At 67.7% G+C, this 25,464-nt stretch carries 22 protein-coding genes, 2 pseudogenes and 1 riboswitch; of the genes and pseudogenes, 11 read left to right on the top strand and 13 right to left on the bottom strand.

The features are described from left to right. Nucleotides 1–8 precede the first annotated feature (8 nt). Nucleotides 9–1,469: a D-alanyl-D-alanine carboxypeptidase/D-alanyl-D-alanine-endopeptidase gene (gene dacB, locus AB0H61_RS30605; protein WP_357311198.1), complete on the bottom strand. Its 1,461-nt coding sequence runs from the start codon at nucleotides 1,467–1,469 to the stop codon at nucleotides 9–11. Between the two features lie 177 nt (nucleotides 1,470–1,646). Here dacB and AB0H61_RS30600 point away from each other — a divergent pair, with 177 nt between their 5' ends. Next, complete coding sequence (locus AB0H61_RS30600; protein WP_357311196.1) at nucleotides 1,647–2,138, top strand: inorganic diphosphatase; 492 nt, start codon at nucleotides 1,647–1,649, stop codon at nucleotides 2,136–2,138. A 106-nt stretch (nucleotides 2,139–2,244) separates the two neighbouring features. Here the strand turns inward: AB0H61_RS30600 and AB0H61_RS30595 are convergent, their stop codons facing one another. Then, nucleotides 2,245–2,484 carry a hypothetical protein gene (locus AB0H61_RS30595; protein WP_357311194.1) on the bottom strand — a complete coding sequence of 80 codons (240 nt, stop codon included), beginning with the start codon at nucleotides 2,482–2,484 and terminating at the stop codon, nucleotides 2,245–2,247. 295 nt (nucleotides 2,485–2,779) lie between these two features. Between AB0H61_RS30595 and AB0H61_RS30590 the strand changes: the two genes are divergently transcribed. Together AB0H61_RS30590 and AB0H61_RS30585 are read left to right on the top strand one after the other, a co-directional pair. Beyond that, nucleotides 2,780–3,958 carry a serine hydrolase domain-containing protein gene (locus AB0H61_RS30590; RefSeq protein WP_357311192.1) on the top strand — a complete coding sequence of 393 codons (1,179 nt, stop codon included), beginning with the start codon at nucleotides 2,780–2,782 and terminating at the stop codon, nucleotides 3,956–3,958. Between the two features lie 83 nt (nucleotides 3,959–4,041). Further along, nucleotides 4,042–5,529, top strand: a complete 1,488-nt coding sequence (locus tag AB0H61_RS30585) for an alpha/beta fold hydrolase (RefSeq protein ID WP_357311271.1) — start codon at nucleotides 4,042–4,044, stop codon at nucleotides 5,527–5,529. Between the two features lie 60 nt (nucleotides 5,530–5,589). Here the strand turns inward: AB0H61_RS30585 and AB0H61_RS30580 are convergent. The 5 genes and pseudogenes from AB0H61_RS30580 to AB0H61_RS30560 form a co-directional block, all read right to left on the bottom strand. Beyond that, nucleotides 5,590–5,937 (bottom strand): annotated as a pseudogene (locus tag AB0H61_RS30580) (LuxR C-terminal-related transcriptional regulator); the annotation flags it as partial. Between the two features lie 289 nt (nucleotides 5,938–6,226). Beyond that, nucleotides 6,227–7,012, bottom strand: a pseudogene (locus AB0H61_RS30575) (sensor domain-containing protein); the annotation flags it as partial. Nucleotides 7,013–7,074: 62 nt separating this feature from the next. Further along, nucleotides 7,075–8,757, bottom strand: a complete 1,683-nt coding sequence (locus AB0H61_RS30570; protein WP_357311190.1) for an MDR family MFS transporter — start codon at nucleotides 8,755–8,757, stop codon at nucleotides 7,075–7,077. Further along, nucleotides 8,754–9,278 carry a MarR family transcriptional regulator gene (locus AB0H61_RS30565; protein ID WP_357311188.1) on the bottom strand — a complete coding sequence of 175 codons (525 nt, stop codon included), beginning with the start codon at nucleotides 9,276–9,278 and terminating at the stop codon, nucleotides 8,754–8,756. Before AB0H61_RS30565 ends, AB0H61_RS30570 begins: the two co-directional genes overlap by 4 nt. A gap of 68 nt (nucleotides 9,279–9,346) precedes the next feature. Beyond that, nucleotides 9,347–10,168, bottom strand: a complete 822-nt coding sequence (locus AB0H61_RS30560) for a crotonase/enoyl-CoA hydratase family protein (RefSeq protein WP_357311186.1) — start codon at nucleotides 10,166–10,168, stop codon at nucleotides 9,347–9,349. A 191-nt stretch (nucleotides 10,169–10,359) separates the two neighbouring features. On the opposite strand from AB0H61_RS30560, the gene AB0H61_RS30555 reads away from it, so the two are divergent. The 3 genes from AB0H61_RS30555 (at nucleotide 10,360) to AB0H61_RS30545 (ending at nucleotide 11,880) form a co-directional block, all read left to right on the top strand. After that, on the top strand, nucleotides 10,360–10,680 hold the full coding sequence (locus AB0H61_RS30555) for a 2-oxo-4-hydroxy-4-carboxy-5-ureidoimidazoline decarboxylase (RefSeq protein ID WP_357311184.1): 321 nt from the start codon (nucleotides 10,360–10,362) through the stop codon (nucleotides 10,678–10,680). A 49-nt stretch (nucleotides 10,681–10,729) separates the two neighbouring features. Continuing rightward, nucleotides 10,730–11,206 carry a YbaK/EbsC family protein gene (locus tag AB0H61_RS30550; protein ID WP_357311183.1) on the top strand — a complete coding sequence of 159 codons (477 nt, stop codon included), beginning with the start codon at nucleotides 10,730–10,732 and terminating at the stop codon, nucleotides 11,204–11,206. A gap of 122 nt (nucleotides 11,207–11,328) precedes the next feature. Beyond that, the gene (locus tag AB0H61_RS30545; protein WP_357311181.1) at nucleotides 11,329–11,880 is read left to right on the top strand and encodes a flavin reductase family protein; all 552 of its coding nucleotides are present in this window, start codon (nucleotides 11,329–11,331) and stop codon (nucleotides 11,878–11,880) included. Nucleotides 11,881–11,965: 85 nt separating this feature from the next. Here AB0H61_RS30545 and AB0H61_RS30540 read toward each other — a convergent pair whose 3' ends face one another. Beyond that, nucleotides 11,966–13,321, bottom strand: coding sequence for an aminotransferase class V-fold PLP-dependent enzyme (locus AB0H61_RS30540; protein ID WP_357311179.1), 1,356 nt, complete (start codon nucleotides 13,319–13,321; stop codon nucleotides 11,966–11,968). Nucleotides 13,322–13,369: 48 nt separating this feature from the next. After that, nucleotides 13,370–13,483: riboswitch (SAM riboswitch) on the bottom strand. A gap of 129 nt (nucleotides 13,484–13,612) precedes the next feature. Between AB0H61_RS30540 and AB0H61_RS30535 the strand changes: the two genes are divergently transcribed. The 3 genes from AB0H61_RS30535 (at nucleotide 13,613) to AB0H61_RS30525 (ending at nucleotide 20,213) form a co-directional block, all read left to right on the top strand. After that, nucleotides 13,613–14,257, top strand: coding sequence for a LysE family translocator (locus AB0H61_RS30535; RefSeq protein ID WP_357311177.1), 645 nt, complete (start codon nucleotides 13,613–13,615; stop codon nucleotides 14,255–14,257). A 518-nt stretch (nucleotides 14,258–14,775) separates the two neighbouring features. Continuing rightward, nucleotides 14,776–18,858 carry a Pls/PosA family non-ribosomal peptide synthetase gene (locus AB0H61_RS30530; protein ID WP_357311175.1) on the top strand — a complete coding sequence of 1,361 codons (4,083 nt, stop codon included), beginning with the start codon at nucleotides 14,776–14,778 and terminating at the stop codon, nucleotides 18,856–18,858. Further along, nucleotides 18,858–20,213, top strand: a complete 1,356-nt coding sequence (locus AB0H61_RS30525) for a M1 family metallopeptidase (RefSeq protein WP_357311173.1) — start codon at nucleotides 18,858–18,860, stop codon at nucleotides 20,211–20,213. The genes AB0H61_RS30530 and AB0H61_RS30525 overlap by 1 nt, the downstream gene beginning before the upstream one ends. 22 nt (nucleotides 20,214–20,235) lie before the next feature. On the opposite strand, the gene AB0H61_RS30520 is transcribed toward AB0H61_RS30525, so the two are convergent. The 3 genes from AB0H61_RS30520 to AB0H61_RS30510 form a co-directional block, all read right to left on the bottom strand. After that, entirely contained in the window at nucleotides 20,236–20,424 is a 189-nt protein-coding gene (locus AB0H61_RS30520; protein ID WP_357311171.1) for a hypothetical protein, read from the bottom strand. A 71-nt stretch (nucleotides 20,425–20,495) separates the two neighbouring features. Beyond that, nucleotides 20,496–20,972 carry a DUF2752 domain-containing protein gene (locus AB0H61_RS30515; RefSeq protein ID WP_357311169.1) on the bottom strand — a complete coding sequence of 159 codons (477 nt, stop codon included), beginning with the start codon at nucleotides 20,970–20,972 and terminating at the stop codon, nucleotides 20,496–20,498. 46 nt (nucleotides 20,973–21,018) lie between these two features. Continuing rightward, nucleotides 21,019–21,396, bottom strand: a complete 378-nt coding sequence (locus AB0H61_RS30510; RefSeq protein ID WP_357311167.1) for a glyoxalase superfamily protein — start codon at nucleotides 21,394–21,396, stop codon at nucleotides 21,019–21,021. Nucleotides 21,397–21,483: 87 nt separating this feature from the next. On the opposite strand from AB0H61_RS30510, the gene AB0H61_RS30505 reads away from it, so the two are divergent. Together AB0H61_RS30505 and AB0H61_RS30500 are read left to right on the top strand one after the other, a co-directional pair. Continuing rightward, nucleotides 21,484–21,753, top strand: a complete 270-nt coding sequence (locus AB0H61_RS30505; protein ID WP_357311165.1) for a hypothetical protein — start codon at nucleotides 21,484–21,486, stop codon at nucleotides 21,751–21,753. Between the two features lie 262 nt (nucleotides 21,754–22,015). After that, on the top strand, nucleotides 22,016–23,071 hold the full coding sequence (locus AB0H61_RS30500; protein WP_357311163.1) for an alpha/beta hydrolase: 1,056 nt from the start codon (nucleotides 22,016–22,018) through the stop codon (nucleotides 23,069–23,071). 102 nt (nucleotides 23,072–23,173) lie between these two features. On the opposite strand, the gene AB0H61_RS30495 is transcribed toward AB0H61_RS30500, so the two are convergent. Next, a complete protein-coding gene (locus tag AB0H61_RS30495; protein ID WP_357311161.1) occupies nucleotides 23,174–24,319 on the bottom strand; it encodes an acyl-CoA dehydrogenase family protein in 1,146 nt (381 codons plus the stop codon). A 72-nt stretch (nucleotides 24,320–24,391) separates the two neighbouring features. After that, nucleotides 24,392–25,198, bottom strand: a complete 807-nt coding sequence (locus AB0H61_RS30490; protein WP_357311159.1) for an SDR family oxidoreductase — start codon at nucleotides 25,196–25,198, stop codon at nucleotides 24,392–24,394. Nucleotides 25,199–25,464 lie beyond the last annotated feature (266 nt).

The following is a 25,464-nucleotide window of genomic DNA, read 5'->3' as shown; positions in this document are numbered from 1 at the left end:
ACCACCCGTCACGAGCATCCGCAGTTGCGCAGCGTGCCTGCGATGGCGTCCAAGGCGGGCCTGCTCACCTCGGGCGGCCGATCGTTGGACATCAGCGCGAAGGTCAGCACCCGGCCGTCACGATCGAGCACATATCCGACCAACGTGCTGGCCACCGAGAGAGTTCCGGTCTTGGCCCGCACCCAGCCCGCGCCACCCCGATTCTGGGTGACATAACGGCTGGTCAGCGAGCCGGTCGCACCTGCGACCGGCAGATCGTCCAGCAGCGGCGCCAACATCGCGGCGAGCCGGTCGTCAGCGGGGCGGGCCTTGGTGTCGGTCGGCGTCCGGAGGGCGTCGCCGACGGGCCGGGCCGCGGTCGCGAGAATCGTAGCCAGCATCTGGGCGGGCACCCGATCGTCGACCGAAAGTCCGCTGCTGTCGTGCATGTCCATTCCGCTCAGGTCGAAACCGGCATTGCCCAATGTGGCGGATATCGCGGCGACCGCGCCCGTGAACGAGGGTTCGTTGCCGGTGGCGAGGGCGATCTCCCGGCCGACGGTCTCGGCGAGCACATTGTCGGAGTGGACCATCATGTCGCGCAGCCGGTCGCGCAGCGGCGCCGAGCTCACCTTCGCGACCTCCACGGCGCCCGATGCGGCGTTGCCGATCCGGACCCGGCCCGGGTCGAGTCCCAGTTCGGTGGCGAGCCGCCGTCCGGCATCCAGTGCGGGGGTCTCGGTGCGCGGCGAGTACTCGACGAGCGGATCCAGCCTGCCGCCGTCGATCATCACCGGATCGATCGGGGCGATGGAGCCTTCGGGGACGTCGATCGCGAACCAGCCCTGCGCCATGGTGGGGCCGGTGTAGGCCGAGGTGTCGACGATGATGGTGTCGACGGCGCGCCCACTGGATCGGATCTGTGTGACCAGGTCCGACAGCCGAGGACCGTTCGGGTAGTAACCCTTGCCGTCGGGTTGCGCGGTCAGCGTCGGATCGCCGCCGCCGACCAGCACCAGTTCGTTGGGGGTCGCGCCGGCCACCACCTTGGTGCTCACCCGGTGGTCCGATGGCAGCGCGAGTAGCGCCGCGGCCGTGGTGAGGATCTTCGCGGTGGAGGACGGGATCATCGGCCTGGCGGCGTCGCCGCTCCATAGGGTGGTGCCGCTGTCCGCGTCGGTGACCATTCCGGCGAATGCGCCGAGATCCGGATTCGCGATCACCGGCGCCAAGGCCGCGGCGATCCCGGCGGGGCTCGGGGCGGGCGCGCTCGCGGGGGCCGGAGCAACCTGCGGGAACGGTCGAACGGGGGCGGGCGGCTCGGCGATGGTCAGTCCGCCGTGCCGGAATTCCGGTGTCCACGGTTTGACGACGATCAGCCCCGCCGCGCCGATCCCGAGCACCAAAACCAATGTCAGCCCGAATCCGATCCACATTCTGCGGCGCCGCCGGGCGGCCAATCCACCGATGTTCCGCTTACTACCACCCATCACTGGCCCGCCGTCTCCCTGACTCCGCTGCCCTGCACCACCTGGCGCACCCGTGCCCTTCAAAGTATCGGCCCTACCGATCACACTATCCTCGTACCGCTACCGTTCCCCCGAATAGCCTGGCGAGTCGGCGATCGCGCCTGCTGAGCCAATCAATGCACCATAGAAGGAGATGGCGTGGAGTTCGACGTCACTATCGAGATCCCCAAGGGTTCCCGCAACAAGTACGAGGTCGATCACGAGACCGGCCGTGTTCGGCTCGACCGCTTCCTCTACACCTCCATGGCGTACCCGGCCGATTACGGCTTCATCGAGAACAGCCTGGGTGAGGACGGTGACCCGCTGGACGCGCTGGTCCTGCTCCCGGACTCGGTGTTCCCCGGCGTGATCGTGGAGGCCCGCCCGGTCGCGATGTACAAGATGGAGGACGAGGCGGGCGGCGACGCCAAGGTGCTCTGCGTTCCCGCGGGCGATCCGCGCTGGGACCACATCCAGGACCTGGCCGATGTGCCGGAGTTCGAGCTGGCCGCGATCAAGCACTTCTTCGAGCGGTACAAGGATCTGGAGCCCGGCAAGTTCGTCAAGGGTTCGGAGTGGGTCGGCCGTGCCGAGGCCGAGGCCGAGGTCGAGGCCTCCTTCAAGCGCCTGCAGGCAAACGGCGGCCACTGAGCACCGAGAGGAGCGGGAAGTCCGGTACGCCGGGCTTCCCGCTTTTCTGTCTCTGAAATGCGAAAAGAGGCACCCGGCTCGGCCGGATGCCCCTTCTCTGGCGAAATCAGTAGTAGATGTAGAGGTCCCAGCCACTCCAGGTCTCGACGCACTCCCAGTAGTAGCCGCCGGTGCTCGGCGAGGCGCCGTCGGCGCTGCACGCCGTGTAGGTGGCGTAGGTGCCGTAGTAGTAGCCGGTCGCCGCTGCGCGGTACTCCGGTGCTGCGGAGGCCGATGCAGCCGTCGACACCCCGGCGACGGCTGCGGTGGCCAACAGACCGGCCGCGAGGAAGGACTTGATTCGCATTTCACTGCTCCTGGAAAGCGCTGTTGTTCTGACGGGTTCACGGTATGGACACGCAATCCGTCGCACAGCCACCCCTAGGGCTCGATCGAGACCGCCCTCGGGCGAATCCACCTCACCCCCCTTGGGTGGGGTCGCGCCCCCCGGGCGGTAGTGCTGGCACTACCCCGTCGGACCGGCTACCGGTACCGGAAATCCGGGTGCGAGCGTCATGGGCGGCAACGCGGTGCGTTCCTACGCTGGAAATGGCCGGGACACAATCCATGTCACCGGCCGGAACAGGAGGAACTCACCGCTTATGACCGCATTCCGGCGTCACTCGACCAGAGCCGCGCTAGCGGGAATCGGCGCCGTCGCACTGCTCGCCGCTACCGCGTGCGGCAACGACACCCGCGACGACATCGCCGAGGCTTCCGCGCCCGCCCTGCGACAATCCATGGAAACCCTGGTGCGGAGCGGGTTCCCCGGCGTCCAGGTGGTGTTCGGGGGTCCCGATGGCAGCCGGACGGTGACCGCCGGTGCGGGCGATCTGCGCACCGGAGCGCCGATCACCGACGACGCACGGGTCCGAATCGGCAGCAACACCAAGACATTCGTGGCAACGGTGGTCATGCAGTTGGTCGCCGAGGGCAGGGTCGACCTGGACGCGCCGGTGGAGCGGTACCTGCCGGGAGTGGTGCGGGGCAATGGCAACGACGGTAACCGGATCACCGTGCGGCAGTTGCTCCAGCACACCAGTGGTCTGCCCGACTACCTCGCCGGTGGCGATCCGGAATCCTGGCACGAGGCGAATACGGCACAGCTGCGGCCCGATACGGACGCCGTGCGGTGGCGGCATTACACCCCCGAGGAGCTGATCGGGGCCGCGATGACCATGCCGCCGAACTTCGAACCCGGCGCGAAGGCCGTGTACACCAATACCAACTATGTGCTGCTCGGCATGCTGATCGAGCGGGTGACCGGCCGATCGACCGCCGACGAGATCAATGGCCGGATCATCGAGCCGCTCGGCTTGCGCGATACGTATTTCCCGGCGGCGGGGGAAACCGGGATCCGCGGCCCGCATCCGGTCGGCTATCAGGAAGTCGACGGTACACGCGTCGACTTCACCGAGGTGGATCCGTCGTGGGCCGATACCGCCGGGGCGATGGTCGGCACCGGCGCGGATCTGAACCGCTTCTTCATCGCGCTGCTCGACGGCACCCTCGTGCCGCAGGCACAGCTCACCGAAATGCGACGAACGGTGCCGTTCGACCGGATGCCCGGCGCCGGTTACGGACTCGGCCTCATCCGGCTGCCGGTCTCCTGCGGCAAAGAGGTGTGGGGGCACGGCGGCAGCATCCCGGGCTTCGAAACCCGCAACGGCGTAGCCTCCGACGGCACCGCGGTCACACTGACCGTCAATCAGCTACCGACCAGCCAACAGGCGGCCGATGCGGTGCAGACGGCCTTCGACGCCGCGGTGTGCACCGGATGACCGGCCTCGAATTACCCGGCGCCCCCGGACAACTCCGCGCCCCGGCGCGGCCGATCAGCAAGAAAGGTTCGACAGTGCATCAGATGAAGGCGGTGGCGGCCGCGCTGGCCGTCACGGGACTGGTGGGCGGCATGGGTGCGGCGGCCGCCGCTCCCCCGGCGGATGCCCTCGATCACTTCTACGGCCAACGGCTCGACTGGCGGCCGTGTGACGATCCGGTACTCGATCCGGCGGGCGCCGAATGCGCCGACGTCATGGTGCCGCTGAATTACGCCGAACCGCGCGGCGCGACCATGACGGTGGCGATCTCCCGGATCGCGGCCACGGACCCGGCCCAGCGCCGCGGCGTCATCCTGTCCAATCCCGGCGGTCCCGGCGGCAGCGGACTCGACTTCATGGTCGGCGTCGGCGCCGCGATGACCCCGGACGTCCGTGCCCGCTACGACCTGATCGGCATGGATCCGCGCGGCGTCGGGCGATCGACGCCGGTGAACTGCCATTGGCCGCGCGGCTTCGGACTACAGTCGGCGGGCGTCGACGCGGTGGGCTATGCGGAATCCGTGGTGGCGCAGGGTGATCTGGCGCTGCGCTGCGCGACCGCCGAGGGCGAACGGCTGCGCCACATCTCCACCCGCAATACCGCGCGCGATATGGATGTGATCCGCGGCGCGCTCGGCGAGGACCGGATCAGCTACTTCGGCGCCTCCTACGGCACCTACCTGGGCTCGGTCTTCACCCAGATGTTTCCCGAGCGCAGCGACCGCATGGTGCTGGACAGCACGGTCGATCCCGATCGCTACGGTCCGGTCGGCATGGTGCAGGACATGAGCGCACCGAACGAAGCGGTGCTAGACCTGTGGGCAGGGTGGGTGGCGGCCCGCGACGACACGTACCGCTTCGGCACCACCGGGGAACAGGTTCGAGGAGCCGTCCTCGACCTGATCCAGCGGGCGTCGGCGCGGCCGATCCGGCTGGGCGAATTCGAGATCGACGACCACACGCTGCCGATGGTGCTGTTCGTCGGGCTCGACGACCCGCGCAACTATGAGCTGGTCGCGAACCAACTGCGCCAGATCGCCGATGCCGCCGAGGGATATCCGGTACAGCCCGGCGCCGAGCTGGACACGATGCTGGCGTTCATGCTCGAGGCACGGCCGCAGGACAGTTCGGCGCAGATGGCCATCATGTGTGGCGACGTCAGCGCACCCCGAGATCCCGCCTGGTACTGGCGAAATATCGAAGCCACCAGGACCACCCAACCGGTATTCGGCGCCTTCGCCAATAACATCACGCCCTGCGCCTTCTGGGCGCCACCCGCGGAAACCCCGACGGTGGTGCGCAATTCGGTGCCGACGCTGATCGTGCAATCCACCGGTGACACCCGCACCACCTATCCGGGTGCGGTGGCGATGCACCGGGCGCTGAGCGCGTCGCGCATGGTCACCCTGCGGGATGTGCCGATTCACTACATCTTCGGGCGGTATCCGAACGCGTGCGTCTACGACGCGGTGAACACCTATTTCCGCGACGGCACCCTGCCCGCGGAGGACCGCACCTGTCTGCCGGATTAGCGCCACGATACGGCCGCGGCGCTCGCACCCCGGTGGTCGGGCGCCGCGGCCGTCGCGTATTCACGCGTTCAGATAGGCGAGGACCGCCAGCACCCGCCGGTGCCCGACATCCTCGGCGGACAGGCCCAGTTTGGCGAAAATGCTCCGAATATGTTTGTGCACAGCACCTTCGGTGACCACCAGCCGCTCGGCGATGGTCGCGTTGTTGTGGCCCTCCGCCATCAGCGCCAGCACTTCCCGCTCCCGCGTCGTCAACGCGGCCAGCGGGTCATCGGCCTTACGCCGCACCAGCAACTGCGAGATGACCTCCGGATCCATGGCGGTACCGCCGTCGGCGACCCGGCGCAGCGAATCCAGGAACCGGTCCACCTTGCCGACCCGTTCCTTCAGCAGATAGCCGACGCCGGATGCCCGCGAGCCCGCCGCCCTCGGTCTCCTTCGCGCCGCCGATCCCGTCGTCGGTGATCTCGACGCTCAGCGTCTCCGCGGTACCACCCAGAACAATCGAAATATGGTCGGCAACGGAATGTTTGGTGGCGTTGGTGAGCGCCTCGGCGATGACGAAATAGGCCGCGGCCTCCACCGCCGCGGGTCGTCTGCCCACCCCGTCCGGGTCGATCGCGCACGGGATCGGGCTGCGCGCGGCCAGCGCGGAGACGGCGCTGGCCAGACCGCGATCCGACAGCACCGGCGGATAGACGCTACGCACCACATCGCGTAGTTCGGCCAGCGCGGCGGTGGCGGTGTCCTGCGCCTTGCGCACCAGACCGTCGGCCGCCCGCGGATCCTGATCGCGCAGTTGGTCGGCGAGGCCCAGTTGCATGATCACCGCGGCGATCCTGGCCTGCGCCCCGTCGTGCAGATCCCGCTCGATCCGGCGCAATTCGGCGCCGTGCGCGTCCAGTGCGGCGGCCCTGGTCGCGGTCAGTTCGGCTACCCGGTCGGCCAGCACCGCGCCCGCACCGGGGCCGAGGAGTAGCCGGGCGGCCCGCGCCTGCCAGCCCGCGAAGACCGGGATCTGTAATGCCAGTGCGCCGACCGGCACCGCGATCAATACGCTGAGCAGCGCGGTCGTCCACGAGTCGACCACGAATCCGAAGTTGGCCGTCCCGGGCAGCAGCTGCCAGTACAGCGGAATGAGCAGCTGATTGATCGCACTCACCGGCAATGCGAACGCCAGGATCGCCGAGACCAGCCCGGTCGCCGCGTGCAGCACCAACCAGCCGATATCGCGCCGGTTGGCCGGATCGGCGAATACGGTGGTGAGTTGCTGGTTCAGGTTGCCGGTCAGCGGCCGGTACACCGCCTCGACCGGCGTCCCGAGTCTCGCGGCGGCCCGGCGACGTTCGAAGCCGAACAGGGGGCGCAGCATCCGGATCGCCTCCGGTATCGCCGGGATGCCCACCCCGATCAGGCTCATGGCGGCGACCACCCCGAGTCCGATCACGGCGAACAGCGACAGCAACGAGGTCGCGGCGCCCACCGCGAGATAGCCGAGCGCCGCGGGCAGCCGCCGCAGCCGATCCCCCGCGACCTGTCGAATCGTCAATGCTGCGGCACCGAATCCGATTTCGATTCCTGGCCGTCGGCCGCCTGGATGCCACTCACCATCCGCAGCGGCACTTCCTTCCAGAACAGCACCAGAATCAGCGCGATCAACGCGACACCGGTCGCCGACAGGAATACCGCCGACATCGAATTCGCGAAACCGACCTGGAACGGGCGGGCCAGCTCCGGGCTCAGCTGCTGGATGATCGAACTGTCCTTCAGCACCGCACCCGCTGCCGAGGTGTCCTGTGCGAGTAGACCTTTCGCCAGCGCGGCATCGGCCGGGTTGCCGCTCTGCGCCCCCGCGACGACGGCCCGCTGGAACTGCGGATCGGTGGCCGCCGAGCGCATCTCGTCGGAAATATTCGGGGTGAGCTGGGCGAAGAGAATGGACAGGAATACCGCCACACCGAGCGTGCCGCCGATCTGGCGGAAGAAGGTGGCCGCGGCGGTGGAGACGCCCATATCCTGGGGCGGCAAGGCGTTCTGTAGTGCCAATGTGAGCGGCTGCATCAGGTTGCCGAGGCCGAAGCCGGTGCAGGCCATGAAGATCATGGCCAGCCACAGCGGGCTGTCGGCGTCCAGGAAGTGCAGCAGGAACAGTCCGAGGGTCAGCATGCCCGCACCGATGATCGGAAAGATCCGATAGCTCCCGGTGCGTGAGATCAGCTGTCCGGATACGACCGAGCCGGTCATCAGGCCGAGCACCATCGGCAGCATCTGCAGACCCGCCATGGTCGGGCTGGCACCGCGCACCACCTGTAGATATTGCGGCAGCAACGAGATGCCGCCGAACATGGCCGCACCCACCGCGAACGAGATCACCACGCCCAGCGCGAAGGTGCTGTTGGCGAAGATCCGCAGTGGGATCAAGGCCGTATCCCGCAGCCCCTTCTCCACCGCGATGAATCCGAGGACGCCGAGTCCGCCGATGACGTAGCAGGCGATGGAACCGGCACTGCCCCAGCCCCATTCGCGGCCCTGTTCGGCCACGATGAGCAACGGCACCAGGCCGATGGCCAGCACGAGCACGCCCCACCAGTCGACCCGGTCGGTGGAGTTCGGCTTCTTGGGCAGCCGCAGCACCCGCGACACCACGGCCAGCGCGATCAGGCCCACCGGCACATTCACCAGGAACACCCAGCGCCAGCCACTGACCCCGAGGATGGTGTCCTGACCGGCCAGCACGCCGCCGAGTACCGGGCCGATCACGCTTGAGGTGCCGAATACCGCGAGGAAATACCCCTGGTAGCGGGCACGTTCCCGGGGGCCGACGATATCGCCGAGAATGGCCAGCGCGAGCGACATCAGCCCGCCCGCGCCCAGCCCCTGGAATGCGCGGAAGGCAGCCAACTGATACATCGACTGCGCCAGCGTGCACAGCAGCGACCCGACCACGAAGATGCCGATCGCCGCCATGAAGAACGGCTTGCGGCCGAACATATCGGAGAGCTTGCCGTAGAGCGGCGTCGCCAGGGTGGCGGTGATCAGGTAGGCCGTGGTCGCCCACGCCTGCATCGAATAGCCGTTGAGATCATCGGCGATGGTGCGGATCGCCGTCGACACGATGGTCTGGTCGAGGGCGGCCAGCAGCATGCCGAGCATGAGCCCACTGAGAATGGTCAGGATCTGCCGGTGGCTGAAGCCCGCGGGTGAATCCGCGTTCGCCGGTGCCGTCACGAATCGTTCTCCGTCCCCTTGATTTCCACATCCCCGTGACGAATGGCCGTGACCATGCCGGGGCGGGCCCGATCGAAGTCGTCGACGAACTGCCGCAGCAATTCGGCGAACAGCGACAGGTTCTCGGGCGTCCACTCCGCCGTCACCCGGGTGAGGTTCTCGTGGCGGCGTCTGCGGATCTGTTCGGCGACCGCGCGACCGCGCTCGGTCACCGCCAGCACGGTGGCGCGGCCATCGGCCGGATCCGCCATGCGCTCGACCAGCTCACGCTCCACCAGCTGTGCGACCTGACGGCTGACCGTCGAGGCATCGGAATACACCGCCTCGGCCAGCGCGCCCGAACGCATCGGACCGTCCTGCAACAGACGGAACAGCACCGCGAACGCTGCCGGATCGACACCGTCCTTGGTTCGGATCTGCGCCGCGGTGCGCTCCCGGATGCGCTGCAACCGGGTGAGCTGAACCGCGATCGTGTCGATCGAACGCTCGTCCGCGTCCACCGCCACCACCTTTACTTGCATCAATCAATTAGTTGTTTGATGCAAGTATGTGGTTGCGCTGACGGAGAAGGCAAACGGTTGGTCGACCTCTACCGCCCCTTGAACTGCGGCTCACGCTTCTCGAAGACGGCCTGGATCGCCTCGGTCAGATCCTCCGAAGGCAGGAAGGCGGAGTTCCACACGGAGACGTAGCGCAGGCCGGTGGCCACGGTGTCCTTGGTCCGCTGATCCAGCACATCCTTGGCGCCCTGCACCACCAGCGGCGGGTTCGCGGCGATCTCCCTGGCCAGCGCGTGCGCGGCGTCGAGCACCGCGTCCTGATCGGCGTAGACGTCGTTGACCAGGCCGATCTTCTCGGCGCGCGCGGCATCGATGTCCTTGCCGGTAAAGGTCAGCTCGCGCAGATGGCCCTCACCGATGATGCCGGGCAGCCGGTGCAGCGAACCGATGTCGGCGACGATCGCCACCTTCGCCTCGCGCAGGCTGAACTTCGCATCCGCGCTGGCCAGACGGATATCGACGGCCGCGATCAGATCCAGACCGCCACCGATGCACCAGCCGGAGACCGCGGCGATGACCGGCTTGCGACAGTCGGCGACCGCGGTCACCGCGGCCTGCATCCGGCGCACCTCGGTCAGGAATTCGGTCCGCGGCGCGGCGAAGGCGCGATCGGCCAGCAGCGCGCCGAAGGTGCCCGCCATCGCTGGCAGGTCGAGGCCGTAGGAGAAGTGCTTGCCAGAGCCGGTCAGCACGATGGCTCGTACTTCGGGGTCGGCATCGAGGCCGCGGAAGACTTCCGGCAGTTCACGCCAGAAGTCCGGGCCCATCGCGTTGCCCTTGCCGGGACCGATCAATGTCACCTGCGCGACGTGGTCCTTGGTTTCGACGGTGAAAGCCTGCCAATCAGTCATTTGTACAGCGTAAACGAGAACGGCGGATCGCGCGCCGCCGGATCCGGGTAGCGAGTCCGGCAAACGCCACGAAGACGCCCGACGCACGTGTTAACCCTGTGCAAATTCAGTGCACCGCACTGGTTCCGGCGACACCGATCGACGCATGATGGTCAAGTCAGCAAACTTTGTTTCCCGGCTCGGAGATCACCATGCTGATGCATCAAGGAATCGGCTTGGACCGCTTCAATTCCCTGGCGCACGGTCGCGCCATCCACGCCCTGTTCGAATGCTGCGGCAATGTCACCTGGGCCGCCAAGATCGCCGACGCCCGACCCTTCGCCGACCGAGACGCACTACTGGCCGAGGCCGATATCGAGCTGCTGGCCCTCTCCCCGGCGGACCTGGATCGGGCGTTCGAGGCGGTTGCGCCGGAACAGGTCTCGAAGCCCGATGTGACCGAATTGGCGCGGATCACCCGGGCGCGCATCGACGAGATGCTCGGGCCCAGTGAGGGCTATCCCGAGTACTGACCGATCGACTCACCCGGCGCACCACCCGCGATCGCTCTACCCTGGTCCCATGCGCAGGTCATCGTTACCTCCAGTCGCATGCCGGGTCGCGGACACCTTGATCGCGCGCGGCCATCACGGCGTCATCGTCAGCCAGCCCGCCCCGACACCCACCGCGGCCGATGCCGCGCGGGCGCTCGGCGTCGACCTGGGTGCCATCACCAAATCGCTGGTCTTCCTGCTGGACGAGGATCCGGTGCTGCTGCTGGTATCCGGCGCCCACCAGGTCGATCTGCGCCACACCGGCGAACGGCTGGAGGGCACGCTCACCCGGGCCCCGGCCGAGATGGTGCGCCAGGTCACCGGACAGCCGATCGGCGGCATCGCCCCGGTCGGTCATCCCACCAATCTGCCCACCTGGGTCGATAACGCGCTGTCCAGGCACCAAGAGGTATGGGCGGCCGGTGGACACCCGAATACGGTGTTCCGCACCTCTTTTCGGGAGTTGGTCCGCATCACCGCGGGCCTGCCGATCGACGTCGACTGAATTCCGCTGTACCGGGACGTGGCGGTGCGGACATTCAGGTGGTGCGCCACGTGACGTATCGAACATCAACCGAACAACAGCGCACCGACCCACCGCCCACGATCCCGGCGTACTTTCGTCATGTGACCGAAGCACCGCGGCCCGACACCGGCCTGGAGATCCCCGACGATCTGAGCGGTATCACCGCCGAGCAGTACCGCGCGTCGATGCGCCACTACCCGGCGGGGGTTACCGTGGTCACCCTGTCCTCCCCGAACGGCCCGGTCGGATTCACCGCGACCTCGTTCGCGTCGCTGTCGCTGGAACCTCCCCTGGTCTCGTTCAATATCGCGAACACCTCCTCCAGCCTGGCGGCCATGCTGCGCGCGGACTCCGTGGTGATCCACTTCCTCGGCGAACACCAGCACCACCTGGCCCAGCGCTTCTCCCGTTCCGCCGAGGAACGCTTCACCGACCGCTCACTGTGGACCACCCTGGACACCGGCGAACCGGTCCTGCACGGCACGCCGATCTGGGTCCGCGCCACCGTGCAACAACTCATCCCCATCGGCGACCACACCTTCGCCGTCGGCCTGGTCACCCGGGTACACGACAACACCGACGAAAAACCGGCCGCCGCCCCCCTCCTCTACTACAACGGCCGATACCACCGCCCCACCTCACTCGACCAGTGAGATCTATCCTCCGTCGAGCTCTTCGAAGGCAACGTCCAGCGGAAATGGACCACTCAGCCTGAGCGCGTCCTGGTGCCGAGGCGGCTCAGCTGATCAGGCAGGGGGCGGCGCCTGTGCCGTCGTCGACGCCGGTGAAGGGGCGGGTTTCGGGGGTGGGGTTCCAGAGGCCGCCGGTTTCGGCGTAGTTCCAGGTCGCACCGCGCTGGACGAGGGTTGCGATGGCTTCCACCAGACGGTCCACATCGGCCGCGGAGGTGCCGAGGCCGATGCTGGTGCGCAGCGCGCCATCGAGACCGAGGCGGGCGAGCAGGGGGTGGGCGCAGAAGCGGCCGTCGCGGACACCGATGCCGTGCTCGGCGGAGAGGTAGGCGGCGACGTGGCCGGGGGCGAAGCCGTCCAGGGTGAAGGCGACGATACCGACGGTGTCGGGGCTGTCGGACCAGATGCGCAGCAGTTCGACGCCGGAAATGGCGCTCAGGCCGGCTCGGAGCCGATCGGCGAGCTGTCTTTCGTGGCCGATGAGGGTTTCCGGATCGATTTCACAGAGCGCGTCACAGGCGGCCGCCAGCGCGGCCGCGCCGAGCACGTTCGGGGATCCGGCCTCGTGCCGTTGCGGCGCGGGCGCCCATGCGGCGGTGTCGGTACCGACCTCGCGGACCGCGCCGCCACCCGCCAGATAGGGCTCGGCGGCGTCGAGCCAATCGCGACGGCCGACGAGCACCCCCGCACCGAATGGCGCGTACAGCTTGTGCCCGGAAAAGGCCAGGTAGTCGATTCCCGTATCGCGCAGGCTGATCCGCCGATGCGGGGCGAGCTGGGCGGCGTCGACGAGGATGCGGGCACCGCACTGATGCGCGATGAGGGCCAACCGTTCCAGCGGCAGCACCTCACCGGTGACATTGGAGGCGCCCGTGACCGCCAGCAGCGCGGCGGGCTTACTGCACAGTTCGGCGACGAGCAGCCGGATGGTCTCTTCGATGGTGTCGGCGGCGCGCACCACCCGGCGGCCGCGCCGGGTCCACGGCAGGAAGTTGGCGTGATGCTCGGTGTCGAGGACCACGGTGTCGCCGGGGACGCAGGCGGCGAGCAGATTCAGCGAGTCGGTGGTGTTCCTGGTGAAGACCACCACCTGGTCGTCGTCGGCGTCCAGAAACCGCCGCACCGAACCGCGTGCGGCCTCGTAGCACTCGGTGGAGATCCGGGAGGCGTAGCCCGCGCCCCGGTGCACGCTGGCGTAGAACGGCAGCAGCTGCTGCACCCGGTCGGTGACCCGGGCCAGCGCGGGCGCACTCGCGGCGTAGTCGAAGTTGGCATAGGTGGTGGTCCCGCCCTGCACCAGCGGCACCTGGAGGTCGTCACCGGAAACCCGCGCGAGGGCGGCACAGCTCACCGACTCCGTCGGCCGAAGTTCCCGTGCGGTCCGGTCCACAACAGCAGTCATCACGTAAATCCCGTCGGCTAATGGGACCCGCAATCAGGAGATTCGTCGAGTCCGCGCTTGCCGCACCCGGTCGGGTGTCGGCCCGGTCGTCACCCGGAGCACCCCACCGCGGAGGAGGGTTGCCGACCAGCTAGCCGGGGCTTGACGCTGGTACTCATGACCTGTCCCGAGATTGGCAGACGAACCGCCGCCCTGTCAACCGCCTTTCGACGCGGGCCCGCGACAGCGGCGCTTATCGCGGGTAAGCGATAGTCGTTTGCGCATTCACCCGATCTGCGATGCGATCGATGGGTGACGCTTTCCCTGCTGCTCGGCTTCATCGGACTGTGCGTCCTGCTTTCGGTGACGCCCGGACCGGATTCGTTTCTGGTGCTGCGCTTTTCGATCCAGGACGCGCGCCCCGGCATCGCCGCCGCGATCGGTTCGGCGCTCGGCGGGATCGTCTGGGCGGTGGTGGTGGCGGCCGGTGTCGCGACACTACTCGAGCAGTCGGCGACGGCATACCGGGCACTGAAGGTGATCGGCGGAATCTACCTGGTGTATTTGGGAATTCGCGCTCTCGCGGATCATCGTAAGCAGCGCAGGGCCGCCGTGGTCGGTACCGAGCCGGAGTCCGCGCACACACGGCAGGGGTGCACCGTGTCGATCCGTTCGGCCTTCACCGCCGGGGTGATCTCGTGCATGTTCAATCCGAAGGTCGGGCTGTTCTATCTCGCCGTGCTGCCCCAATTCCTCACCGACGTCACGTTCGTCAACACCCTCGCACTCGGCGCCATCGAATGCTGTATCGCCGCAGTCGAAATGATCCTGCTCGCGCTGTTGGCCTCGCGCGCGGTCGCCTTGTTGCGACGCCCCGCCGTGCGGGACCGGCTGGAGCGGATCTCGGCGGGCGTCCTCGCCGTACTCGGCGTCGGGACCGCCGCCTCGGCCGCCTGATCCGACGCGGGCCGCGCCTGCCCGCAGTCCGCGCACAACCGCCCGACCTGCCGAACATCCGGCGAACTCGTGGCCCGATATCGAACGCATGGAATGGCGATCGGGGACAACCGATCCCGAGCCGGATGCGCGAGCATGAGACCACTCGGGATCGGGCCGATCGCGAAGCGCGGCGACATCGTGATACCGACCACACTCGTCACCCGATCCAACTCCGGCAACCTGGCCGATCAGGACCTGCCCGGTGGGCGTCAGCAAACCGACAGCAAGGTCCCACTTCGGGTGCGAGACATTCAGCCGACCGCTATTCGGGCGAGCGCACCGCCCCGAACGCGAGCCGAGCAGCCGTTCCGCGACCAATCGAGACGGACCGACCACCCGGTTCGATAAACGCCGCTCCCCTGATACCGCGGGTACCGTAGACACTTGGTCACCGTGGCGTTTGCCCATTGGTAACCCTCTTGTGAAACAACGAACGCGAAGAGCTAGGCAGGTCTATGAGAGGTGGGCAGGACGTCATGCTGCAGCCGCAGGTCGACGCCGCTGCGGGCGAGAGCCCGGAGTCGGAACAGTCGCGACCCGATCCGCTACTGCGCGCCACCCTCACCCCACCCGTGCGGACCCTGGTCGACATCCTCGCCGCCACCGCCCTGACCCACCCCGACGCACCCGCCATCGATGACGGCGACGCGGTGCTCAGCTACACCGAGTTGCTGGCCGAGATCGACGCGGACGTGGCCCGCCTGGCCGCCGCCGGGGTGCGCGCGGGCGACCGGGTCGGCGTCCGGATGCCGTCCGGCACCAGGGAGCTCTACGTCACCATCCTCGCCGTGCTGCACGCGGGCGCCGCCTACGTCCCGGTCGACGCCGACGATCCGGACGAGCGCGCCCGGCTGGTCTTCGGCGAGGCGCGGGTGACCGCGATCGTCACCGCGGATGGCATCGAAACAACTTCTGCCGCAACTGAATCGAACGGCGACACCACCGGCGCCCCGGAACCGGACGACGACGCGTGGATCATCTTCACCTCCGGATCCACCGGAACACCGAAAGGTGTTGCGGTCACACATCGCAACGCGGCCGCCTTTGTCGACGCGGAGGCCCGGCTCTTCCTCCAGGACGCCCCCATCGGCCCCGGCGACCGCGTGCTGGCGGGCCTCTCGGTCGCCTTCGACGCCTCCTGCGAGGAGATGTGGCTGGCCTGGCGGCACGGCGCCTGCCTGGTACCGGCGCCGCGCGCGCTGGTGCGCACCGGCGCCGATCTGGGGCCCTGGCTGGTGCGCCGGGAGATCAGCATTGTCTCCACCGTCCCGACCCTGGCCGCCACCTGGCCGGCCGAGGCACTGGACCCGGTCCGGCTGCTGATCTTCGGCGGCGAGGCGGTGCCGCCGGAACTGGCCGAACGCCTTGCGGGTAACCCCGCGGCGGCGGCGCGAGCGACGGGCCCGGAGGCGGTAGCGGAGCGTAACCACGCAGGGCACCGCGAGGGCCGCCAATCGAACACGGCGCGAGCGACGGGCCCGGAGGCGGTAGCGGTTCGCGAGGTGTGGAACACCTACGGCCCCACCGAGGCCACCGTTGTCGCCTGCGCCGCGCTGCTGAACGGGCAATGGCCGGTGCGGATCGGCCTGCCGCTGGACGGCTGGGATCTGACCGTCGTCGACGCCGCCGGAAATCCGGTGGCCGAGGGCGAATCCGGGGAACTCGTCATCGGCGGCGTCGGCCTGGCCCGGTATCTCGATCCGGCCAAGGACGCCGAGAAGTACGCGCCGCTGCCCTCGGTCGGCTGGGAGCGCGCCTATCGCAGCGGCGATCTGGTCCGCAACGACCGTGCCGGTCTGGTCTTCCTCGGACGCGCCGACGACCAGATCAAGCTCGGCGGCCGTCGCATCGAGCTCGGCGAGATCGATAACGCGCTCCAGCATCTGCCCGGTGTGACCGGCGCCGCCGCGGCGATCCGAAGCACCAAGGCGGGCAACAAGATCCTGGTCGGGTATCTCACCGGACCGGATGCCGATTTCGATACCAAGGCCGCCAGAGCCCAACTGGCCGAACAACTTCCGGCGCCTCTGGTCCCGCGCCTCGCTGTTGTCGCCGAATTGCCGACCCGCACCTCGGGCAAGGTCGACCGGGACGCGCTGCCCTGGCCGCTGCCCAAACAGAAGGACGCCGACGCCGACGCCGGACTCACCCCGACCGCGCAGTGGGTCGCCGGACTCTGGGATTCGATCCTCGGCGCCGAGGTCACCAGCCCGGATACCGATTTCTTCGATGTGGGCGGTGGCTCGCTGGCCGCCGCGCAGCTGGTCGCCGCGCTGCGCGAACGGTATCCGCGCGTCGCGGTCGCCGACCTCTACGACCATCCCCGGCTCGGCGCCCTCGCCGAATACCTCGACGAGAGCGCGCCCGCGGCCGCGGTCACGGAACGCACCGTGCGCCCGACCCCGCTGCCCGCCCAGATCTTCCAGGTGCTGGCCACCGTCCCGCTGACCACCCTCACCGGACTGCAATGGCTCACCTGGCTGGCCATCGTCGGCAATATCGCGGCGTGGTCCGGCTCACTGCCGTGGCTGCCACAGCTGTCCTGGTGGTGGGCGCTGGTCGCCTTCCTACTCTTCATCTCCCCACCCGGTCGGATGGCGCTGTGCGTCGCGGGCGCCCGCGCGCTGCTGCGCGGTGTCGAGCCCGGCACCTATCCGCGTGGCGGCGCGGTACACCTGCGCCTCTGGGCCGCGGTGCGGCTATCCGAGGCCAGCGGCGCCGAAAACCTTTCCGGCGCGCCGTGGATGGTGCCCTTCGCCCGAGCGCTCGGCGCCACCATCGGCAAGGGTGTCGACCTGCACACGCTGCCACCGGTGACCGGCATGCTGGAACTCGGCGACGGGTGCAGCGTGGAGCCCGAGGTCGATCTGTCCGGCTATTGGATCGACGGCGATCTGGTGCACATCGGCCCGATCGCCGTCGGACCGGGCGCGGTGATCGGCTCACGCTCGATCCTGCTGCCCGGCACCAAGATCGGTAAGAATGCCGAGATCGCCCCCGGCTCCGCGGTATCCGGCAAGGTCAAGGCCGATCAGGAGTGGGCCGGGTCGCCCGCCGTCAAGGTCGGCAAGGCCCAGCACCGCTGGCCCGATCACACCCCCGCGCGTGCCGCGCACTGGGTCGTCATCTTCGGTATCACCTCCATGGTGCTGGCGTCTGTACCGATCCTCGGTCTCGCGACCGGCGGCGCGTTCATCGCCTGGTGGATCCGCGATACCGCGACCCTGACCGCCGGACTCGGCCGCGCCTTCGCGATCCTGCCGATCGCCACCCTGGTCAGCCTCGGCGTCTACGCCGCGGTGACCATCGTCGCGGTGCGGCTGTTCAGCATCGGATTGCGGGAGGGCTACCACCCGGTGCGCAGCCGGATCGGCTGGCAGGCGTGGGCCACCGAACGGCTGCTGGATTCGGCGCGCACCTTCCTGTTCCCGCTCTACGCCAGCCTGCTCACGCCGATCTGGCTGCGGCTGCTCGGCGCCAAGGTCGGTAAGCGGGTCGAAGCCTCGACCGTGCTGCTGCTGCCCAAGTTCACCACCGTCGCCGACGGCGCTTTCCTGGCCGACGACACCATGATCGCCGGCTACGAGCTCGGCGGCGGCTGGCTGCGTATCGGCGAGGCCAAGGTCGGCAAGCGCGCCTTCCTCGGCAATTCCGGTATGACCGCACCCGGGCGCCGGGTTCCGAAGAACGGCCTGGTCGCCGTGCTCTCGGCGGCGCCGTCCAAGGCCAAGGCCGGTTCGTCCTGGCTCGGCAGCCCACCGGTGCGGCTGCGCCGCGCGTCCGAGAGCGGCGATACCGGGCGCACCTTCGATCCGCCGCCGCGACTGCGCGTCGCCCGGGCCATCGTGGAAACGTGCAGGCTCATCCCGGTGCTGGTGACCTTCGCGATCGGACTCGGGGTGCTGTTCACCCTCGCCTGGCTCGCGCAACTGTTCGGCCACCTGCCCGCCGCACTGCTCAGCGGCGTGGTGCTGCTTGCCGCGGGGGCCGTCGCCTGCGGCAGCGCGGTCGCGGCGAAGTGGTTGCTGATCGGCCGGATTCGGGCCGAGGAACATCCGCTGTGGAGCTCGTTCGTCTGGCGCAACGAGGTCTCCGACACCTTCGTGGAGACGGTCGCCGCCCCCTGGTTCGCGCGGGCCGCCACCGGTACACCTGTACTCAATTTGTGGCTTCGTGGACTCGGCGCGCGGATCGGCCGCGGGGTATGGTGCGAGTCCTACTGGCTACCGGAGGCGGACCTGGTGACACTCGGCGACGGCGCGACCGTGGAACGAGGATGCGTGGTGCAGACCCACCTCTTCCACGATCGAATCATGGCCATGGACACCGTGGCGCTGGGCGCGGGCGCGACCCTCGGCCCGCATTGCGTCGCCCTGCCCGCCGCGGTCATCGGTGCGGGCGCGACCATCGGACCGGCCTCGCTGGTGATGCGCGGTGACGTGGTGCCGCCGTCCACTCGATGGTGGGGCAATCCGATCGCGCCCTGGTCGAGCGAGCTGCCGAGCGTCTCGGAGACGGACATCGATTCGGAAGCGAGCGAAGCGAAAGCGACCCGCTGATGCCGAACAAGTTCTACGAAGCGCCCATCGACGAATACCTACCGCAGAACGGCAATCGGGGCTATCGGGTATCGCGGTACGAGCTCGCGCTCGTCTACAAGGTATCCAGCAATCGGCTCAGCGGACGAGCCGAGATCACCGCGGTCACCACCACCGTCCAAGCCCGCTTCGCGCTGGATCTGTCGCAATCCCTCACCGTCGCCAAGGTTTTCGTCAACGGAGCCAAGGCCGCGAAATACGTCCATCAGCACGGCAAACTGGTTGTCACTCCGCAGCAACGGATTCCGGCGGGCGGCGTACTCGCGCTGGTCATCCAGTACGCGGGGGTGCCGAAACCGGTGCGCGGTCCGTGGGGCGAGGTCGGTTGGGAAGAGCTCACCGAAGGCGCCCTGGTGGCCAGCCAACCCAACGGCGCCGCGTCCTGGTTCCCCTGCGACGATCACCCGAGTTCCAAGGCCAGCTATCGGATTTCGATCACCACCGATACGCCGTACTACGCGCTCGCCAACGGCACACTGGTCGGCAAACAGACCAAGGCCAGCCAGACCACCTGGACCTACGAACAACTCGAACCGATGTCCAGCTACCTGACCACCATCCAGATCGGGCACTACCGCAAGTACCGCGTCGGATCCGCGCACAGCCCGGTGCCGATGCAGGCGGTGGTACCGCCCCGGCTGCGCGGCAATTTCGAACACGATTTCGCGCGACAGCCGCAGATGTTGGACCTGTTCGTCGACAAATTCGGGCCGTACCCGTTCGAGGGCTACACCGTGGTGGTCACCGACGACGAGCTGGAGATCCCGATCGAGGCGCAGGGCATCTCGGTCTTCGGCGCGAACCACTGCGATGGACGCCGCGGCTCCGAACGCCTGGTCGCGCACGAACTCGCGCACCAGTGGTTCGGCAACAGTCTGACCATCCGGCAGTGGCGCGATATCTGGCTGCACGAGGGCTTCGCCTGTTACGCCGAGTGGATCTGGTCGGAGGCTTCGCGCGGGCCGACGGCGGACCAGCAGGCCAGGGCCGCACGGCACAACCTGTCCAGGCAGCCGCAGGACATCATCATCGGCGACCCCGGTCCGGCGCGCATGTTCGACGATCGGGTGTACAAGCGTGGCGCGCTCACCCTGCACGCGCTGCGGCTGGAACTCGGCGATCCGGCCTTCTTCGACCTGATCCGGGAGTGGACCATCCGCTATCGGCACGCCTCGGTGACCAGTGAGGAGTTCACCGATCTGGCCGGGCATTACAGCCTCGTGCCGTTGCGACCGCTGTGGGACAGCTGGTTGGGTGCGGAGCCGCTGCCACAGTTGCCGCCGCACGGCGGGCAGGCCAATACCGTGCCGCGCTGAGCTTTCAGAAGGCGCTGAGCTTTCAGAAGACGAGGTATCGGACGGCGAGTTCCTCGACCAGTGGATCGTCATCGGCGACGCTGTCGAGTGCGTCCAGGTCGGCCTCGATCGCGATCTGCCGCGGATCGTCCTGCTCGAAGTCCAGCGCGCCGTCCTCGGCGAGCTGACGCACGAGCTTGGCTCGAACGCGTTCCTTCAATGTGTCGCTCACTCCGTTCGCTCACTCCATTCGCTCATATTCGAAGCTTGCAGGTCGAAGCGCGGAAATCGGTCGCGGCGGAATCAGAGTGGGGCGAGCCAGCTGCCCCACGGGGTATTGCGGAATACCGAGTACACCGCGATCAATGACAGCAGCACCCACATCGTGCTTCGTTCCATCTTCGGCAGCACCAGCCGCTGACCACGCCACGCGTGCACCGCCCACGCACCGACCCACAGCGCGAGGCCGAACAGCAGCGGTATCGCGATCAGATTGCTGTGCAGCGAATCTATGATGCGGCCGTCGGTCAAATTGTGCACCGCCCGCATGCCGCCGCAGCCCGGGCAGTACATGCCGGTCAGCGCGTAGAAAGGGCAGATGCCGTAGGAGCCTTCCACATGCGGATCCCGGAAGTGCAGCAGCACCACCGCCCCGATGCCCGCACCCGCCGCCAGCAGCGGTAGCGGCATGGCGCGCCAGCCGCGGTACTTCGGCGGCTTCAGGTATGTCCCCATCCCCGAGTGCGCGGCCGATCCGGTTGCGACGTGCGTGCTCTCCACAAGATCCAACGGTAGCCGCGCGGTGCATGTCCACGCCACCGGGCGCCTACTCCGGCTGGGCGAAGCGCAATCTGTTGCCGAACGGATCGGCCAGCTCGAAGCCGGGTCCGCCGGGGCCATCCTCCGGGCAGCCGGGTTTGGCGTAGCGGTAGTCCCTGGACGCGATTTCGTCCCGCAGCGCGTACACATCGTCGACCGCGATCCACAGAACCGTGCCCGGGGTGCCGTCCCCGTGATGCTCGCTCAGGTGGATCTTCGTTTCCGAGCGCGACAGTTGGGCGTACAGCGGGAAGTCGTCGCCGAAACGGTGCTCCCAATCAACCTCGAAACCGAGGTAGTCGCAGTAGAACTCGTAGGCCTTGGCCACGTCGAACATGCGCAGCACCGGTATCGCCGCGGCCAGCCGGATCCCCTCGGTTGCCATGCCGCGATCATCGCACCCGGCACCGACAGACCGTCGAACATGATCGAACAGGACCCACATTTCCGCAGCTCGAATACAATTTCCGACGTGGATGCCGCTGGTGTTACCCGGCTCGACGGATTCGGGGTCAGCACGGCTCGCAGGCTCGAATTCGGGCATGTGGGTCACTGGTACGCACCCCCGAACGGCGATACCGCAGGTGTGGTGGGAGTGGAGATCGACCCCGGCGACGGATCCTCGGTGGTGGTGTTCGTCCAGGCGCCGCATCGACGCGACGTACCCGGCGATTTCCACCCGAACGACCAGGTCTGCCTGGTCCTTCCCGATGCGATCGCCGAGCTCTTCGCCCCCGACTGAGCGCCGCACGTCGACCCCGAACCGCACCGGCCCCCGGATCCTGGGGGCTGGACGACCGGTAGCGCTTGTTGCCGTCCCGGCGATATATCCGATGTGACGAACAGCCCGGGCTCGCCCCGATGTCTACCTCGATATGCGGTGTTCGCCGTACCGAATATCGGGTATCCATCTATTCGAGCCAGGATTTCCGCCATGGGGCGCTTGCACTAGCTAGCACTCTGCTTGCACTGTACTGTGGCGGCTGACACAAAGGAGTGCTCGAATGCTGGTCACGTCGATGAAGACGCTCGCGGGGGTGCGTGCCACCGAACCGCTCACCGCGGCCTACCGCGCCGGATTGCGTAATCGCACCTATGCCACGACCTCGCTGAACAAGCCCACCGCTCCGTGCGAGGTCATCCCGGTCACCACCGTCGACGGCGCCCGCCTCCGAGTGCACGCGTACGGCCCCTCCACCGGCGAAACCATCGTGCTGGTCCACGGGTGGAGTTGCAGCCTCGAGTACTGGAATCCCCAGATCAACGCCTTCGCCGACCGCTACCGCGTGGTCACCTACGATCAGCGCGGCCACGGTGAAAGCGAACTGGGCCGCGCCGGTCTGGGAGCCGCGAGCCTCGCCGACGACCTGGCCGCCGTCCTCGACGCCACCCTGGCACCCGGCAAGCGCACCGTCCTGGTCGGACACAGTATGGGCGGAATGACCTTGCAGGCGTGGGCGGCTCGCTACCCGCGGCAGGTGGCCGAACGCGCCTCCGAAGTCGTGCTCGTCAACACCGCGGCCAGCGAGATCCGGCACGAAACCGACATGCTGCCGGTGCTGAACAAGCCGCTGTCGGTATCGCAGCGGCCGCTGACCGTACTCGGCAATGTCGTCCGTATGCCGTCGACCGTCGCCGAAACCGTGCTCTTCTCCCCGCTGCCGCTGCCCGGCGGCTGGTTGGTCAACGCGGTCTTCAAGGATCGGGTGATGAATAAGAACGCCACCGCCGACGAAGTCGACTTCGCCCTCGGCATCATCCGTTCCTGCCGACCGCTGACCAGGGGTTTGCACGCCGCCGCCCTGCTCGATATCGACCTGGGCGACTCCGCCGCGCACCTGACCGTCCCGACCACCGTCATCGCGGGCTCCGGCGACCTACTGCTCCCCGAGCGCCTGTCCCGCAAGATCGTCGACCTCCTCGCGAGCACCGGCGCCCTTGCCGACTACCACATCTGGCCCACCGGCCACCTCGGCAATATCGAAGCCGCCGACCGCTTCAACGCCGAACTGGCCCGAATCGTCGAACGCACCGACCACCAGACCGCCACCGCGGTCTGACCCCGTTCCTGGGCCGGTCAACGGTGCCCGGCCCAGGAGCAACTCCTTTGTACGCCGGCGACTGCGCCAATCGTGGCCGGTCTGCGGCGGTCGAGGGATTGGTCAGGAGGCGAGAAGTGAGCGGCCGATGATCTCTTTCATGATCTCGGTGGCGCCGCCGTAGATGGTCTGGACACGTCCGTCCACGAAGGCCTTCGCGACCGGGTACTCGTTCATGTAGCCGTAGCCGCCATGCAGTTGCAGGCACCGGTCTGTGACTCGTTTCTGCAGTTCGGTGGCCCACCATTTGGCCATGGAGGCGTGCACGGCGTCGAGTTCACTGCTCGAGTGATCGACGATGCACCGGTCGATGAAGCTGCGGGTGACGGCGCACTCGGTGGCCATCTCGGCGATCTCGAAACGCACGTGTTGCAACTTGGCCAGCGGTCGCCCGAACGCTTCACGCTCCTTGACGTAGCGGGTGGTGATGTCGAGCATGTGTTCCGCCACCGCGATCGCGGCTGCGGCAATGTGGAGCCGCTCGGTGGCCAAGTTGGTGACCAGGTGCAGGAACGCGCCGTTGAGTTGTCCGAGCAGGTTCTCTTTGGGCACTTTGACGTCGTTGAAGAACAGTTCCGCTGTGTCCTGGGCCTTCTGGCCGAGTTTGTCGAGGTTGCGGCCGCGTTCGAAGCCGTCCATGCCACGCTCCACCACGAGCAGCGACAGGCCTCGTGATCCGCCCTCGGGGGTGGTTTTGGCGACCACGATGATCAGGTCGGCGAGGATGCCGTTGGAGATGAAGGTCTTGGAGCCGTTGAGCAGCCAGTGATCGCCGCGGTCTTCGGCGTGGGTGCTGATGCCTTGGAGGTCGGAGCCGCCGCCGGGTTCGGTCATGGCGATTGCACCGATCGTTTCGCCGCTACAGAAGCCGGGCAGCCAGCGCTTCTTCTGTTCCTCATTGCTCAGGCCGATCAGATATGAGCCGACCATGTCGTTGTGCAGGCCCAGCGCGAGCCCAGGCGTGCCCGCGCTGGCGAATTCTTCGGCGATGATTGCGCTGTAGCGGAAGTCGGTGGTGCCGCCGCCGCCGAATTCTTCCGGCGCGGACAAACCCAGCAGGCCTTGGCGGCCGGCGGCGAGCCAGACCTCACGAGAGACCGCGCCGTCCTTTTCCCATTGTTCGTAGTGCGGCAGCACCTCTTTGGCGAGAAAAGTGCGTACGAGGTCACGGAAGTCGTCATGTTCGGTGTCGAAGATTTGTCGTTGCATGTCGGATCTTTCTGCGGTGGTGGCGGTGAGTCAGTGAACTGAAAGCGTTGGTGGCCAGTGCTGTTCGAAGGCCTACTGTTGCGTGGCCGCTGCCAGGAAGCGTCCGGCTTCCTGGATCTGCAGAATGCTTTCGCCCGAGCCGCCGCCGTCGCAGGGGATGATCGCCCCGGAGATATAGCGGGCCGCCGAGGACGACAGGAACATCGCCAGGCCGGCGACATCGTCCTTCGTGCCCAGCCTCCCCAGTGGCACCGTCTTGATGGCAGTACCGTCGTCGTGCGGAGTCAATCGCGCCATCCCCTCGGTGCCGGCGATCGGGCCGGGCGCGATCGCATTGACGCGGATGCCCTTGGCGCCCCATTCGAGTGCCAGCACGCGGGTCAATTGGTCGACACCGGCTTTCGCGGCACACACGTGAGCTTGGTAGCGGACCGGGATCCAGGCCTGCGGGGCAGTGATGTTGATGACCGACGCGCCGGGAGCGAGATAACCGAACCCGGCGCGCATCACATGGAAGGTGCCGTTGAGGTCGATGTCGACGACCGCTTTGAAACCGTTCGACGACAGCGTCGAGGCCTCAGCGAGGAAGTTGCCCGCCGCGCCCGAGAGCAGGATATCGATGGCTCCCCACTCGGTGCGGATCGACTCGTAAACCTCTTCCACGGCCTGCATGTCGCGCACGTCGGCCACGAAGCCGCCGACCGGCACGCCGTAGCTGTCGAGCTGCGCGATCGCGGCGTCGACGTTGGCGCGTTTGCGGCTGACCACCACCACGGCGGCCCCATGGGCGGCGAACGCTTCGGCGATGCCGAAGTTGATGCCGGTCGTGCCTCCGAAGATCACGACCTTTTTACCGGTGAAGTCGAACTGAATGTCCATGCGCGGCTCTCCTTGACGCGTCGAACGTGGATGCATCGCCTGGGTTCGCAACGGCAGATTCGGGGTTGGTCCAGGCGGTGTCCAGGAGAGTAAGTGCACCGACGCCGATTGTGCAACAAGTTGCATAAAGATTGTGCCGCCGGTCACATCTACTTCTCGTCCGATTCGCCCACGTCGGCAAACGTGCTGATCAGGACCCCGGTCGGACTATTGCACCTCGGGGATGGTCCGCGGACCCGGGCCCGCGGGAACGCAGAAAGTGATTG

The organism is Nocardia sp. NPDC050710 (genome assembly GCF_040654375.1).
Taxonomy (GTDB): Bacteria; Actinomycetota; Actinomycetes; order Mycobacteriales; family Mycobacteriaceae; genus Nocardia.
This window is presented reverse-complemented; position numbering and strand designations above follow the sequence as displayed.

What these genes read in the sequence shown, in the direction of transcription:
- AB0H61_RS30525 (WP_357311173.1), top strand. Translation starts at nt 18,858, where the DNA reads ATGCCGAACAAGTTCTACGAAGCGCCCATCGACGAATACCTACCGCAG.
- AB0H61_RS30595 (WP_357311194.1), bottom strand. Translation starts at nt 2,484, where the DNA reads ATGCGAATCAAGTCCTTCCTCGCGGCCGGTCTGTTGGCCACCGCAGCC.
- AB0H61_RS30590 (WP_357311192.1), top strand. Translation starts at nt 2,780, where the DNA reads ATGACCGCATTCCGGCGTCACTCGACCAGAGCCGCGCTAGCGGGAATC.
- AB0H61_RS30555 (WP_357311184.1), top strand. Translation starts at nt 10,360, where the DNA reads ATGCTGATGCATCAAGGAATCGGCTTGGACCGCTTCAATTCCCTGGCG.
- AB0H61_RS30500 (WP_357311163.1), top strand. Translation starts at nt 22,016, where the DNA reads ATGCTGGTCACGTCGATGAAGACGCTCGCGGGGGTGCGTGCCACCGAA.
- AB0H61_RS30540 (WP_357311179.1), bottom strand. Translation starts at nt 13,321, where the DNA reads ATGACTGCTGTTGTGGACCGGACCGCACGGGAACTTCGGCCGACGGAG.
- AB0H61_RS30565 (WP_357311188.1), bottom strand. Translation starts at nt 9,278, where the DNA reads ATGCAAGTAAAGGTGGTGGCGGTGGACGCGGACGAGCGTTCGATCGAC.
- AB0H61_RS30495 (WP_357311161.1), bottom strand. Translation starts at nt 24,319, where the DNA reads ATGCAACGACAAATCTTCGACACCGAACATGACGACTTCCGTGACCTC.
- AB0H61_RS30510 (WP_357311167.1), bottom strand. Translation starts at nt 21,396, where the DNA reads ATGGCAACCGAGGGGATCCGGCTGGCCGCGGCGATACCGGTGCTGCGC.
- dacB (WP_357311198.1), bottom strand. Translation starts at nt 1,469, where the DNA reads ATGGGTGGTAGTAAGCGGAACATCGGTGGATTGGCCGCCCGGCGGCGC.
- AB0H61_RS30490 (WP_357311159.1), bottom strand. Translation starts at nt 25,198, where the DNA reads ATGGACATTCAGTTCGACTTCACCGGTAAAAAGGTCGTGATCTTCGGA.
- AB0H61_RS30560 (WP_357311186.1), bottom strand. Translation starts at nt 10,168, where the DNA reads ATGACTGATTGGCAGGCTTTCACCGTCGAAACCAAGGACCACGTCGCG.
- AB0H61_RS30550 (WP_357311183.1), top strand. Translation starts at nt 10,730, where the DNA reads ATGCGCAGGTCATCGTTACCTCCAGTCGCATGCCGGGTCGCGGACACC.
- AB0H61_RS30585 (WP_357311271.1), top strand. Translation starts at nt 4,042, where the DNA reads ATGAAGGCGGTGGCGGCCGCGCTGGCCGTCACGGGACTGGTGGGCGGC.
- AB0H61_RS30530 (WP_357311175.1), top strand. Translation starts at nt 14,776, where the DNA reads ATGCTGCAGCCGCAGGTCGACGCCGCTGCGGGCGAGAGCCCGGAGTCG.